Here is a 12,559-nt window from a genome sequence, read left to right as displayed (position 1 = left end):
GGTAACAGGCCGACGGCGCCAACGGCGGTGTAGGTGGAGACGTCCATGCCATCTGCATAACCCTCGCGAGTCGGTGGTAGTGCGGATCGGGATAGGCTGCAAGGCGTCTTTTTGCAGCCAATAGCCGGGCTATTGGCAAGAAAAGCAACGCAGCGGACTGCCCGAGGCCGCGCTATCACAGACCGCAGGGAGTTATGCAGGACATCCCTATGGATCTTCTGCGCACATCGACCAGGGCGCGCCAAGCCCCATCCACGCCGTGGCGCTATGCCAGCAACGCTGGCAGCAAGGCCATGTCGGCAATCACCTGCACGGCCCCGGCGGCGCGCAGGGCTTCGGGCGAGCTGTGGCCTACCGATGAAGGGCTGTAGCCCACCACCGTGGCCCCGGCCGCCACACCGGCGGTAACGCCGGTCACCGTGTCTTCCACCACCAGGCAGCGGGCGGGGTCTACCTTCAGCGCGGCGGCGGCGGCCAGGTACACATCAGGCGCGGGCTTGGTGCGGGGCATTTCGTGGCCGCTGAAAACGCGGTCGCCAAAGTAGCTGGCCAGGCCCACCTGGGCGAGTTGCATCTCCACCTTCTGCCGGTCTGCGCCCGAGGCGCAGGCGATGCGGCCACCGAGCAGCGCGTGCACGGCGCGCACGGCATCCACCGCACCGGCGATGGGCTGCAGGCGCGCTTGCAGTTCGGCATTGCGGCGGGCATAGAACTGGGCCATCCAGGCATCAGTGAGCGGCTGGCCGGTGTGCGCTTCAATGCGGGCCGCCTCGCTGCGCACGGTTTTGCCGATGAAGATCTCCATGCAGTCTTGCGCGCTAATGGCCCAGCCCGCTTCGTTGAGCATGGAGCACAGCACGCCGTTGGTGATGGGTTCGCTGTCTACCAGCACGCCGTCGCAGTCGAACAGTATTGCTTCAAATTTCATAGCTGGTAGCGCTTATCTAGCAAGCGCTGGAGGCCAATTTCATTAAAAATGGAAAAGTGATGGGAAGCCAGTTCAACGCACAGGGGGCATGTCGCCATCCACGTAGTACCAGCGCCCGCCTTCACGCACGAAGCGGCTGCGTTCGTGCAGGCGCACGGCGCGGCCGCCCAGGCGGTGGCGGGCAACGAATTCGACCTCGGCGTGGTCGACGTCTTTCACCCAGTGGCCGCGCACTTCCAGGCCCAGCCATTGGGCGGCGGCGTCAAAGTCGAGCGACGCGGGGCGGTGGCTGGGGTGCCAGGTGGCCAGCAGGTAGTCGGCCCGCTCGCGCACAAAGGCGGTATAGCGCGAACGCATGAGGCACTCGGCATCAGGCGCGGGCTGCATATCCCAATGGTCGAGAAAACGGCCGCAGCAGTCGGCATAGGCCAGGGGCTTGGCCTTGGCGCCGGAGCCTTGCAGGCGGCCGCAGGGGCAGGCAGCAGAAGGAACGGCAGGCGTGCGGCTCACCGCAGGGCCCCGAACACGCGCTGCAACACGGCACTGCCTGCGCCTGCCGGGTTCTGGCGAATCTTGCGTTCTTCTTCGCCAATCATGAAGAACAAGCCGTCGAGCGTCTTGCCCGTGACGTAGCCTGCCAGGTTGCTTTCTTCGGGCTTGAGCAGGCCAAAGCTGGCCGCCTTGCCGGCAAAGGCGTTGTACTTCTGGGTAAGGCCCACGTTTTCTGTGGCCTTGTTCACCACGGGCAAAAAGCGCTCAGACAACGGGGCGCGTGTCTTGGTCACAAAGAACTCGGTGACCGACGTATCGCCGCCCGTGAGGATGTTCTTGGCATCGGTCACGCTCATGGACTGCACGGCCTGGACCAGGATGTCCTTGCCCAGCGGCACAGCGGCTTCAGCGGCGCGGTTGATGGAGGTGACCAGTTCATCAATGCGCTTGCCCTGGCCCATGGATTTCATGACCTTGGCGGCATCTTCCAGGTAGCCCGGCAGACCAATGCGCACCTTGGGGTTGCCCAGAAAGCCATCCGGGCGCCCCAGCAGCGCCACGGCGGCCTGCGCGCCCTGCGCCAGCGCAGCCTTGACGCCACGGCCGGCATCGGCGTTAGATATATCGCCCAGCGACAGCGCCCAGGCATGCTGATAGGTGGTGCACAGCAGCGCCCCGACGAGGCTGGTTTGGTGGAATTGGCGGCGTTGCATGGCGGCGGTTCTTTCGGTGAAAGCGACGGATGGTTCCCGCAGGGCAGCAACTGCACCGCGGGCCGGAGGTACCCGATTTTCGCTCAGGCTCCAAGCTTGGTTCACAGGCCGTAGACTGCACCCGTCCAGCATCCAGGAAGGAGCCTTGCAATGTGGCAGATGAGCGTGCCGTGGTGGGAGTTTGTACTGCGCGGCATCGTCGTGTACCTGTTCCTGCTGGTGTTCATGCGCCTCACGGGCAAGCGGCAGACGGGGCAGTACGAGCCGTTTGATTTGATCCTGCTGCTGATTCTGTCGAACGCGGTGCAAAACTCGATGAACGCGGGCGACAACTCGCTGGTGGGCGGATTGATCTCTGCCAGCACGCTGATGCTGTGCCATGCGGCGCTGGCGCGGCTGGCGTTTCACTTTCCGCGCGTGGGCTACTGGGTGGATGGCAAGGCCCAGGTGCTGATTGACCAGGGGAAAATCGACCAGAACCTGATGCGACAAGAATTGCTGACGCGCGAAGACGTGGAGGCCGCGCTGCGCGCCGGTGGCTGCCTGCACGCGCACGAGGTCGAACGTGCCACCATCGAAACCAATGGACAAATCACCGTGGTGCTGCGCCGCCGAGGCGAGTAACGCCGCCATGCCGCACACCCTTGCCTGCTGACAACCACCGATCGATATGACCGCACTGAACGTTTTGGGCACGCCGCTGGTGCCTTGCTCCTACGACCCGCTGACGGGCTACTACCGCGACGGCTGCTGCAACACCGACGAGCACGACCACGGCACGCATGTGATCTGCGCACGCGTGACGCAGGCGTTTCTGGACTTTTCCCTCGCGCGGGGCAACGATCTCATCACGCCCCGGCCCGAGTACCGCTTTGCGGGGCTGCGCCCCAACAACCGCTGGTGCCTGTGCGCGCTGCGCTGGAAGGAAGCCTACGAGGCCGGGGTGGCGCCACCCGTGGTACTGGAAAGCACCCACGCCCGCGCGCTCGACTTTGTGACGCTGGAGCAGCTCCAAAGCGTGGCGCTGCCCACAGCCTGAGGCTGGTCCGCCACACTGAGGGCGGGCCTCCGCACGCGCCTTACGCCAGCGCGCGCTGGATGATGATCTTCTGCACGTCGCTGGTGCCTTCGTAGATCTGGCACACGCGCACGTCGCGGTAGATGCGCTCGACCGGGAAGTCATTCACCACGCCGTAGCCGCCCAGCGTCTGGATGGCGGCGCTGCACACGCGCTCGGCCATCTCGCTGGCAAACAGCTTGGCCATGGCGGCTTCCTTCAGGCAGGGGCGGCCTGCATCGCGCAGCGCGGCGGCGTGCCAGATGAGCTGGCGCGCGGCTTCGATCTGCGTGGCGCAATCGGCCAGACGGAAGCCCACGGCCTGGTGGTTGAAGATGGCAGTGCCAAAGCTCTCGCGCTCTTTGGCGTACTGCACGGCAAAGTCAAACGCGCTGCGCGCCATGCCCACGCTTTGCGCAGCGATGCCGATGCGCCCGCCTTCGAGCGCGCCCAGGGCGATCTTGTAGCCCTCGCCTTCTGCGCCGATGAGGTTCTCGGCAGGGATGCGGCAGTTGTCAAAGTTGATCTGCGCGGTGTCGCTGCTGTGCTGGCCCAGCTTGTCCTCCAGCCGCGCCACCACATAGCCCGGCGTGCTGGTGGGCACGAGGAAGGCGCTCATACCCTTCTTGCCCGCGCCCTTGTCGGTGACGGCAATGACGATGGCCACATGGCCGTTCTTGCCACTGGTGATGAACTGCTTGACGCCGTTAATCACGTATTCATCCCCCTGCTTCACCGCCGTGGTGCGCAACGCGGACGCGTCAGAGCCCACATGCGGCTCGGTCAGGCAGAACGCGCCCAGCATTTCGCCACGCGCCAGCGGCGTGAGCCAGTCGCGCTTTTGCTGCGCGTTGCCGTAGCGCATGAGGATGGCGTTGACGGGGCAGTTGGTCACGCTGATGGCGGTGCTGGTGCCGCCGTCGCCTGCAGCAATCTCTTCGAGCACCAACGCCAGCGTCACGTAATCCAGGTTCGCACCGCCAAACTCTTCAGGCACGCAGATGCCATAGGCACCCAGCGCGGCCAGGCCCTGGTGGGCTTCTTTGGGGAAGTGGTGTTCCTTGTCCCAGCGGGCGGCATTCGGCCACAGCTCGGTCTGGGCGAAGTCGCGCACAGCGTCGCGGATCATTCCCTGGTCTTGGGTAAGCAGCATGGGTTTTGTCTCCAGAGTTTTTATGAGGGATGAGGGGTTGCTGCAGCGGCCTACCAGTGGCTGGCGCGGCGGCCATCGTGGTGCAGCAGCCGCCCCTTGTCGGCAGCAGTGACGCTGGCCAGCGTGCTGCGCAGACCGCGCACGCTGTCCTCCACCGTCAGCGGTGCCGTGCCACCGCCCATGTCGGTCTGCACCCAGCCGGGGTCGATGGTGACCAGCGTGGCGCCGGGGTAGTTGTGCTGGGCTGCGGCCACCGCCATGTTCAGCGCCGCCTTGCTGGTGCGGTACAGCCACGCATCGCTGTTCGGCACACTGCCGATTTGCGACATGGACGACGACAGGAAGGCAAACACGCCACCGGCATCGGCCACCAGCGGCGCCACTTGCGGAATGGTCTGCATGGCGCCCAGCACGTTGGTGTGCATGACGGCATCAAAGTCTTGCTGCGTGGGCGGGGTAAGCGCGTTGGGGCGGCGGATGATGCCAGCCACATAGATCGCCAGATCGAGCTTTTCACCGTCGAGCTGCCAGGCCAAACCGCTCACGCTGGCGGGGTTGGCCACGTCCACGGTGAGCACGTCAGCGCGCAGGGCCTGCACGCGCTCACGCCCGGCGTCGTCGCGCACGGTGGCGATGACGCGGCGGCCGTCTTCGGTGTACTGGCGCACCAGCTCCAGCCCAATGCCGCGCGATGCACCGATGATGAGGATGGACTTCATGGCAGGTATTTCAGTCAAATAGGCCTCTAGCGCTTATCCAGAAAGCGCAAGCAGCTATGCTTTCAATAGCAAATCACTCAATGCGCATGGCCAGGGCGAGGCAAGAACCTTCAGTGGAGCAGGTAGCCTGCGTACTCAAAGTAGCCCGTCCAGGCGGGGTCGTAGCGCAGCTTCAGTTCCAACGTGGCAGCCTCATCGCGCAGCAGCAGCGGGGCCAGCGTTTGCTTGGCAAGCTGCTCGTCGCTCACGTAGAACAGCGCCTGGCGGCGGCCTGCGCGCACCAGGGTGAGCGCAGCCACGCCCAGTTGCGGCAGTTGCAGCAAGGTGGCGGCCTGCTCTTGCAGGTTTTGTGCGGCGGCCAAAGCAGCGCTGTCGGGCACTGCCAGGTCGAGCGTGAGCGCGTAGGGCAGGTCCGCACGCATGGCCACGGCGTTGGCAGCCAGGTTGACCGCGACCACGCCTTCGTCGCTGCCGCCGGTTTCGGCATCGCCCTCGGGATCGTCCACGGGGTTGCCTTCGTCGTCCACGGCGCAGTTGAATTCCAGCTCCAGCCCTTCCCACTGCGGCTCGCCTTGAGGGAAGTGGCCGGTGTGGCCCAGGGTCTGGGTCCAGAAGGCATCAAACACGGGGAGCAGCTGGCTCAGCGGTGTCCACGGCACATCGGCGTCGTAGTCGTCTTCGCCCACAAAGTCCACCGCGCCCACTTTCACGGCGAAGTCGTATTCGCCCAGCACATGGTCCAGCATGATGAAGGTCATGTGCCGCGCGTGCTCGGCAAATTCAGCGGGGATGTCGCGGGCAAAGCGCAGTTCCAGCGCGGCCTGGCCGTTGTCGGGCTGCAGGGCCACCAGCACATCGGCGGTGGCCAGCTCAAAGCCATCCATGCCGATGGGGAAGTCTGGCTCGGCGGTGCGGGCGCGGAAGGCCACCACGCGGTGGTGCTGCAGCTTGGGGGCGGCGTCCACCAGCTGCGTGAGCAGCGGAAACTGCTCGATGCTGCCGTGCGCGGTGATGATGAGGTCCACCACGGCGTCCTCCGGGTGCCCCTGCAACTCCAGGGCCAGGCCCTTTACATGCGCCTCCAGCAGGGTGTTGGCCTGCTCTACCCGCTCGACCAGGGGCTGCGCGTGCAGTGCAGCCTCTTGCGCGGAAAAGTCAGCCCAGAAAGCGGCGATGGCGGGGGAAGCGGGGTGCATGCAGGGGTCCGGTAAAAAATGAAGGAGCCGTAGTATTTCAGAAGCCGGTGGTGCCGCCACCGGACCTGGCTGCGGGGCCAGGCCAACGGTGTTGCGGCACCCCGTCTGCGTCAGACCAGCTCGATGGCCATGGCCGTGGCTTCGCCACCGCCAATGCACAGCGTGGCCAGGCCCTTCTTCTTGCCACGGGCTTGCAGCGCGTGCAGCAGCGTGACGATGATGCGCGCACCGCTGGCGCCGATGGGGTGGCCCAGGGCGCATGCGCCACCGTTCACGTTCACCTTCTCGTGCGGCACCTTCAGGTCGGCCATCAGGGCCATGGGCACCACGGCGAAGGCTTCGTTGATTTCCCACAGGTCCACTTCATCCACAGACCAGCCCGCCTTTTTCAGAGCCTTTTGTGTGGCGCCGACGGGGGCGGTGGTGAACCACTCAGGCTCTTGCGCGTGCGTGGCGTGGGAGACGATCTTGGCCAGGGGCTTGCAGCCCAGCTCTTGCGCGGTGGACTGGCGCATCAGCACCAGAGCAGCAGCGCCGTCGTTGATGCTGGAGCTGGCGGCGGCGGTGATGGTGCCGTCCTTCTTGAACGCGGGCTTGAGGGTGGGGATCTTGTCCAGGCGGATCTTGAGCGGGCCTTCGTCCTGCTCCACCGTGACTTCGCCCTTGCGGGTGCTGAAGGTGACGGGGGTGATCTCGGCCTTGAATGCTCCTGAATTGATAGCATCTTGCGCACGCTGGACACTCGTCATGGCGAATTTGTCTTGTTGTTCGCGGGTGAACTGGTACTTGGCGGCGCAGTCTTCACCAAAGGTGCCCATGGAGCGGCCGGCCTCGTACGCGTCTTCCAGGCCGTCGAGCATCATGTGATCGAAGATCTTGTCGTGGCCCATGCGGTAGCCGCCACGGCCCTTTTTGAGCAGGTAGGGCGCGTTGGTCATGCTTTCCATGCCGCCGGACACCATCACGTCACGGCTACCGGCCACGAGCTGGTCGTGCGCGAGGATGGTGGCTTCCATGCCAGCGCCGCACATCTTGGACAGCGTCACCGCGCCGGTGCTGCGCGGCAGGCCACCCTTGAAGCCGGCCTGGCGTGCAGGCGCCTGGCCCTGGCCTGCCATCAGGCAGTTGCCGAACAGCACTTCGTCTACCTTCTCAGGGGCCACGCCGGCACGCGCCACGGCGGCCTTGATGGCAGCGCCGCCGAGGTCGTGTGCAGCGAGGTCCGAGAAGTCGCCCTGGAACGCGCCCATGGGGGTGCGTGCTGCGCCGACGATGACGATGGGGTCTTGGTGAGGTGTAGGCATGGAAAGTCTCCTGAGTTGAAATGGGGTGACGGGAAAAGGCGGCCTGTAGCTCAGGCAGGCGTGTGAACGAAGCGGCGCTCCTGGTGGTACGGAAACACATCCAGCAAGTGACCTGCCTGGATGCGCTCTTTGTGCTCTTGCCAGAAGGCGGGGTCCAGCAAGTCTGCGTGGTGCTGCATGAACACATCGCGCACTTGCGGGCTGCCCAGCAAAAAGGGGCCAAAGGTTTCAGGGAACACATCGCGTGGCCCCACGGTGTACCAAATCTCGCCGCTCAGCTCGTCTTCTTCGTTGCGAGGCGCGGGCACGCGGCGGAAGTTGCAGTCGGTGAGGTATTCGATCTCGTCGTAGTCGTAAAACACCACCTTGCCGTGGCGGGTGATGCCGAAGTTTTTCCAGAGCATGTCGCCCGGAAAGATGTTGGCCGCCACCAGGTCTTTGATGGTGTTGCCGTATTCGATGACGCAGCGCTCGATCTGCTGGCACGCATGGGCATCGCCCGGGCCGGCGTCCAGCGCCTCTTGCAGGTAGATGTTGAGCGGGATCATGCGCCGCTCGATGTACAGGTGCTTGATGATGACTTCGGTCTGGCCATCACCATCGCGGTCACTGATTTCGAGCTGGCTGGGGGCAAACTTTTCAATCTCGGCAATCAACTCGTCGCTGAAGCGATCGCGCGGGAAGGCGACTTCGCTGTATTCGAGCGTGTCGGCCATGCGTCCCACCCGGTCGTGCTGCTTGACGAGCATGTACTTGGCCTTGACCTGCTCGCGCGTGGTGTCCTTCTGCGCGGGGTAGAAGTCCTTGATGAGCTTGAACACATACGGGAAACTGGGCAGATCGAACACCAGCATGACCATGCCTTTGATGCCCGGCGCAATGCGGAACTGGTCGCTGGAGTGTTTGAGGTGGTGCAGGAAGTCGCGGTAGAACAGCGTCTTGCCCTGCTTGGCCAGGCCCAGGGCGTTGTAGATCTCGGCCCGCGGCTTGCGGGGCATGAGGCTGCGCAAAAACTGCACATAGGCGCTGGGCACTTCCATGTCCACCATGAAGTAGGCGCGGGCAAAGCTGAAAAGGATTTGCAGGTCTTCCTCGCCAAACAGGGCTGCATCGATGGTGAGCTTGCCCTGGTGGTCGTGCAGGATGGGCAGAGCAAACGGCACTTCGGTAAAGCCGTTGATGATTTTGCCCACCAGGTAAGCACCCTTGTTGCGAAAGAACAGGCTGGTGAGTACCTGGATCTGGAAATTGGCGCGCAGCTTGACCTGGTCCAGAGCCAGCCGGTCCTGCACGGCCGCCAGCACATGGCGGGTGTCCCGCTCCAAATGGGCAAACGCACGCTGCAGCTGGAAGTTCTCCACAATCGTGATCAGCGTCTGGTGCAGCGTCTCGCGCGTGGGGTAGTAGGCGCGGAGGGTAGGCTTGGCCGCAGGCTCGTCGTTCTCAATGTACTCGGTGCTGACGGCAGGGCGCACAAAGATGAAATCGTTGTGGAAATGCGTGCGGTGCAGGATCTTGCAGGTGACCGAGTTGAAAAAGGTCTCTGCCAGTTCGGGCTGGTGGTGGTTGACGAGCAGCCCGATGTAGTGGAACTTGGCCTGGTGCCACACCTCCATGGGCTGGCTGCCTGCGCCAAACTCCTTCTCCAGCCGCCGCACGCATTCCTTCACCCGCAGGTCATAAAACTCGATGCGCTCGCGCTGAGCCCGCTGCTGGCCCAGCCAATCAGCGGTTTCAAAACGGTGCTTGGCACGGGCCGATTCGGTGCGGAAAAGGCGGTAATGGCGGTTAAAACCATCCATCATCGCCTTGGCGATAGCGTAGGCCAGCGGTGAGTCAAGCCGTTTGGGAAACATGGCTTCGCCGGTGTGAGCTGATCGCCGGGTGACCCTGGGCCTGCTCGGGTGTGTTAACCCCGGCGCGTGGCGGCCACACCTGCGATGGCCGCGCGGTACAGGGCGTCCAGGCCTTCGGTGCTGTCTACCGTCATGTGCAGGTTGTTGATGAGCCCGTCCTTCAGGCCATAGCACCAACCGTGCAGCGTCACCTTCTGGCCTCGGCCCCAGGCGTCCAGCATCACCGTGGTCTGTGCGATGTTGACCACCTGTTCGATGGCGTTGAGTTCGCACAGCACATCATGGCGCCATTGCGGCTCCACCGAAGCGATCAGATCACGATGGCGATCACGCACATCGGTCACGTGGCGAATCCAGTTGTCCGCCAGCCCCACGCGAATGCCTTCCAGCGCAGCCAGTACACCGCCGCAGCCGTAGTGACCCACCACCATCAGGTGTTCCACCTTGAGTTGATCAACCGCGTATTGGATGGTGGACAGGCAATTCAGATCCGTTGGCACCACCACGTTGGCCACGTTGCGGTGAACGAAGACCTCACCGGGTTCCAGCCCGGTGATCTGGTTGGCTGGCACCCGGCTGTCGGAACACCCGACCCACATGTACTTGGGCTTTTGCTGTGCCAGCAAGCTGGTGAAAAAGCCGGGCCGTTCACGCTCCATCTGGGCCGCCCAGGCGCGGTTGTGTACAAACAGGTCGTCGATGGATGTGGGCATGGTGTCCTCAGGTCAGGTTCAATGGTGGTCAGCAGGTTTCGGCAAACAGCTCGCGGCCAATCAGCATGCGGCGGATTTCGCTGGTGCCGGCACCAATCTCATACAGCTTGGCATCGCGCCAGAGGCGGCCCAAGGGGTACTCGTTGATGTAGCCGTTGCCACCAAAAATCTGCACGCCCTCGCCCGCCATCCAGGTAGCCTTTTCGGCGCACCACAAAATGACGCTGGCGCAGTCCTTGCGCACTTGGCGAACATGGTCCGTGCCCAGCATGTCCAGGTTCTTGGCCACGGTGTAGGCGAACGAACGTCCGGCTTGCAGCACGGTGTACATGTCAGCGACCTTGCCCTGGATGAGCTGGAATTCACCAATGCTCTGGCCGAACTGTTTGCGGTCGTGAATATAGGGGATGACGTTGTCCATCACCGACTGCATGATGCCCAAAGGCCCTCCGGTCAGTACGGCACGCTCGTAGTCAAGGCCGCTCATGAGCACCTTGGCACCTTGGTTCACACCACCCAGCACATTGGCCGCAGGGACTTCCACGTTGTTGAACACCAGTTCACCCGTGTGGCTGCCGCGCATGCCGAGCTTGTCGAGCTTTTGCGCAATGCTGAAGCCTGGCATGCCCTTTTCAATGAGGAATGCCGTCACGCCCCGCGCGCCCAATTCAGGCTCCGTCTTGGCGTAGACCACCAAAGTGTCAGCGTCAGGGCCGTTGGTAATCCACATCTTGCTGCCGTTGAGCAGGTAGTAGCCACCCTTGTCTTCGGCCTTCAGCTTCATGCTGATCACGTCGGAGCCGGCGCCCGGCTCACTCATGGCCAAGGCGCCTACATGTTCACCGCTGATGAGCTTGGGCAGGTACTTCTGCTTTTGGGCTTCGTTGCCGTTGCGATTGATCTGGTTCACGCAGAGATTACTGTGAGCACCGTAGGACAGCCCCACCGAAGCGCTGGCCCGAGAGATTTCCTCCATGGCCACCATGTGGGCCAGATAACCCATCGCTGCGCCGCCGTACTGCTCGGGTACGGTAATGCCCAGCACGCCCAAGTCACCCATGCGGCGCCAGAGATCCATAGGAAACTGGTCGGTCCGATCAATTTCTGCTGCACGAGGCGCAATTTCTGACTGGGCAAAGTCGCGCACGGCGTCGCGCAGGGCGTCGATGTCTTCGCCCAGCTGAAAGTTGAGGCCAGGAAGGTTGGATGGAAGGCTCATGGGTGTCTCCTTGTCAAAATGAATGTTTAGTCAGTCCCGTAGCTGTTCTCGGCCCGATACCGCCATCAAGGTGCAGGCCATCGTGGCGACCAGCTTTTCTTGCTCGCCTTGCAAGGCAAAGGCGCGACCTTCGCACACAGTGATCGTGCGCCCTGGTTTGAGCACACGTCCCTCCATGCGAAAGCGCTCTCCGGCAGAAGGCGCCAGCAAATTGATCTTGAATTCAATGGTGAGAACGGCCGCGTCTTCTGGCATCAAGGTTAAGCCGGCGTACCCGCAAGCGGAATCGAGCGCTGTGGCAACAACTCCTGCATGCAAAAAACCATGCTGTTGCGTCAGACCTTCGGCCCAGTCAAGAGCGATATCAACGACTCCAGGCTCAACCAACTGAAGGGAGGCTCCCAAGGTTGCCATCACCCCTTGCTTGCGAAAGCTCTCTTCCACTCGCGCTTTGTACGCGAGATGCTTGGGCTGAAAAGCGTTAGCTGTCACGGCACCCCCAAAAAATTGACGTTTACGTAAACGTCAATTATGGATCATTTTTGCTTTTCTGACTTTGCCAGTAGGGTGCGCGCTTCTTTTTCGTGCTCTCGCACCTCTTCCAAGTTGGCCTGCAGATCGGCCAACTGCGCTTCCAGCTGCTTGCGGTGCACCGTCAATACATCCAGAAACTTGCGAAGCTGCACGCCGGTGTCTCGCGGGCTGTCGTACAGGTCAATGATTTCCTTGGCCTCAGTCAGGGAGAGGCCCAAGCGCTTGGCGCGCAGCGTCAGCCGCAGTCGGGTTCTATCTCGGGGGCTATAGATACGATTTCTCCCCCCCGCGCCCGTGCGCTCTGGCTGTAACAGCCCCATGTCCTCATAGAAGCGAATAGCCCGCGTTGTCAGATCAAACTCTTTGGCAAGATCGCCAATTGTGTATGTGGTCGCCATGAAAAAGGGAAGCCCAAAGGAAGTTCGAAAAAGACTGAATCCGCTATGACCTTTACGTCAACGTTAATCGTACAGCAATGACGGTACTGTGCTTCCTCGACTTCGGAGCTTGGGAAAAGCTCAGACCGAAGAAGACGAGAAACTAGGGGAGGAGGCACATGTGGGTACAGAGGCTCTGAGATCACGAACTGAAGGATATACAGACATCCGGAAGCGGACCCCGTAACCATCCCCCGGCAAAGCCGGGGGCATTCGGGATGTGAGCCGCTCAAAGCGG

14 protein-coding genes are annotated in these 12,559 nt (G+C 62.8%); 2 read left to right on the top strand and 12 right to left on the bottom strand.

The features are described from left to right. Positions 1 to 265 precede the first annotated feature (265 nt). From IHV84_RS19465 to IHV84_RS19455, 3 genes are all read right to left on the bottom strand, one after another. The gene (locus IHV84_RS19465; RefSeq protein ID WP_198848080.1) at positions 266 to 928 is read right to left on the bottom strand and encodes an HAD family phosphatase; all 663 of its coding nucleotides are present in this window, start codon (positions 926 to 928) and stop codon (positions 266 to 268) included. A gap of 72 nt (positions 929 to 1,000) precedes the next feature. After that, positions 1,001 to 1,438 carry a YchJ family protein gene (locus IHV84_RS19460; RefSeq protein ID WP_370541324.1) on the bottom strand — a complete coding sequence of 146 codons (438 nt, stop codon included), beginning with the start codon at positions 1,436 to 1,438 and terminating at the stop codon, positions 1,001 to 1,003. Continuing rightward, the gene (locus IHV84_RS19455) at positions 1,435 to 2,133 is read right to left on the bottom strand and encodes a DUF4197 domain-containing protein (RefSeq protein ID WP_142083384.1); all 699 of its coding nucleotides are present in this window, start codon (positions 2,131 to 2,133) and stop codon (positions 1,435 to 1,437) included. Before IHV84_RS19455 ends, IHV84_RS19460 begins: the two co-directional genes overlap by 4 nt. Before the next feature lie 150 nt (positions 2,134 to 2,283). Between IHV84_RS19455 and IHV84_RS19450 the strand changes: the two genes are divergently transcribed. Both IHV84_RS19450 and IHV84_RS19445 read left to right on the top strand, forming a co-directional pair. After that, positions 2,284 to 2,757: a DUF421 domain-containing protein gene (locus IHV84_RS19450; protein WP_198848079.1), complete on the top strand. Its 474-nt coding sequence runs from the start codon at positions 2,284 to 2,286 to the stop codon at positions 2,755 to 2,757. A gap of 46 nt (positions 2,758 to 2,803) precedes the next feature. Beyond that, positions 2,804 to 3,172: a DUF2237 family protein gene (locus IHV84_RS19445; protein ID WP_198848078.1), complete on the top strand. Its 369-nt coding sequence runs from the start codon at positions 2,804 to 2,806 to the stop codon at positions 3,170 to 3,172. A 40-nt stretch (positions 3,173 to 3,212) separates the two neighbouring features. On the opposite strand, the gene IHV84_RS19440 is transcribed toward IHV84_RS19445, so the two are convergent. The 9 genes from IHV84_RS19440 to IHV84_RS19400 form a co-directional block, all read right to left on the bottom strand. Further along, a complete protein-coding gene (locus tag IHV84_RS19440) occupies positions 3,213 to 4,343 on the bottom strand; it encodes an acyl-CoA dehydrogenase family protein (RefSeq protein ID WP_198848077.1) in 1,131 nt (376 codons plus the stop codon). Between the two features lie 50 nt (positions 4,344 to 4,393). After that, positions 4,394 to 5,062: an SDR family oxidoreductase gene (locus IHV84_RS19435; protein WP_198848076.1), complete on the bottom strand. Its 669-nt coding sequence runs from the start codon at positions 5,060 to 5,062 to the stop codon at positions 4,394 to 4,396. A 110-nt stretch (positions 5,063 to 5,172) separates the two neighbouring features. Then, positions 5,173 to 6,258 carry a DUF695 domain-containing protein gene (locus tag IHV84_RS19430; protein ID WP_198848075.1) on the bottom strand — a complete coding sequence of 362 codons (1,086 nt, stop codon included), beginning with the start codon at positions 6,256 to 6,258 and terminating at the stop codon, positions 5,173 to 5,175. A gap of 110 nt (positions 6,259 to 6,368) precedes the next feature. Further along, entirely contained in the window at positions 6,369 to 7,562 is a 1,194-nt protein-coding gene (locus tag IHV84_RS19425; RefSeq protein WP_198848074.1) for an acetyl-CoA C-acyltransferase, read from the bottom strand. 50 nt (positions 7,563 to 7,612) lie between these two features. After that, positions 7,613 to 9,418: a bifunctional isocitrate dehydrogenase kinase/phosphatase gene (aceK, locus tag IHV84_RS19420; protein WP_198848073.1), complete on the bottom strand. Its 1,806-nt coding sequence runs from the start codon at positions 9,416 to 9,418 to the stop codon at positions 7,613 to 7,615. A 53-nt stretch (positions 9,419 to 9,471) separates the two neighbouring features. After that, the gene (gene can / locus IHV84_RS19415) at positions 9,472 to 10,131 is read right to left on the bottom strand and encodes a carbonate dehydratase (protein ID WP_066690647.1); all 660 of its coding nucleotides are present in this window, start codon (positions 10,129 to 10,131) and stop codon (positions 9,472 to 9,474) included. 28 nt (positions 10,132 to 10,159) lie between these two features. Continuing rightward, positions 10,160 to 11,350 carry an isovaleryl-CoA dehydrogenase gene (locus IHV84_RS19410; protein ID WP_066690655.1) on the bottom strand — a complete coding sequence of 397 codons (1,191 nt, stop codon included), beginning with the start codon at positions 11,348 to 11,350 and terminating at the stop codon, positions 10,160 to 10,162. Positions 11,351 to 11,380: 30 nt separating this feature from the next. Beyond that, a complete protein-coding gene (locus IHV84_RS19405; RefSeq protein ID WP_082758569.1) occupies positions 11,381 to 11,764 on the bottom strand; it encodes a PaaI family thioesterase in 384 nt (127 codons plus the stop codon). A 122-nt stretch (positions 11,765 to 11,886) separates the two neighbouring features. Beyond that, positions 11,887 to 12,282, bottom strand: coding sequence for a MerR family DNA-binding transcriptional regulator (locus tag IHV84_RS19400; protein WP_044396927.1), 396 nt, complete (start codon positions 12,280 to 12,282; stop codon positions 11,887 to 11,889). Between the last annotated feature and the right edge of the window lie 277 nt (positions 12,283 to 12,559).

This window comes from Acidovorax sp. IB03, from assembly GCF_016406015.1.
Classification (GTDB): Bacteria; Pseudomonadota; Gammaproteobacteria; order Burkholderiales; family Burkholderiaceae_C; genus Acidovorax; species Acidovorax temperans.
The sequence above is the reverse complement of the archived record's forward strand: the minus strand, read 5'-3'. Positions and strand labels throughout refer to the sequence as shown.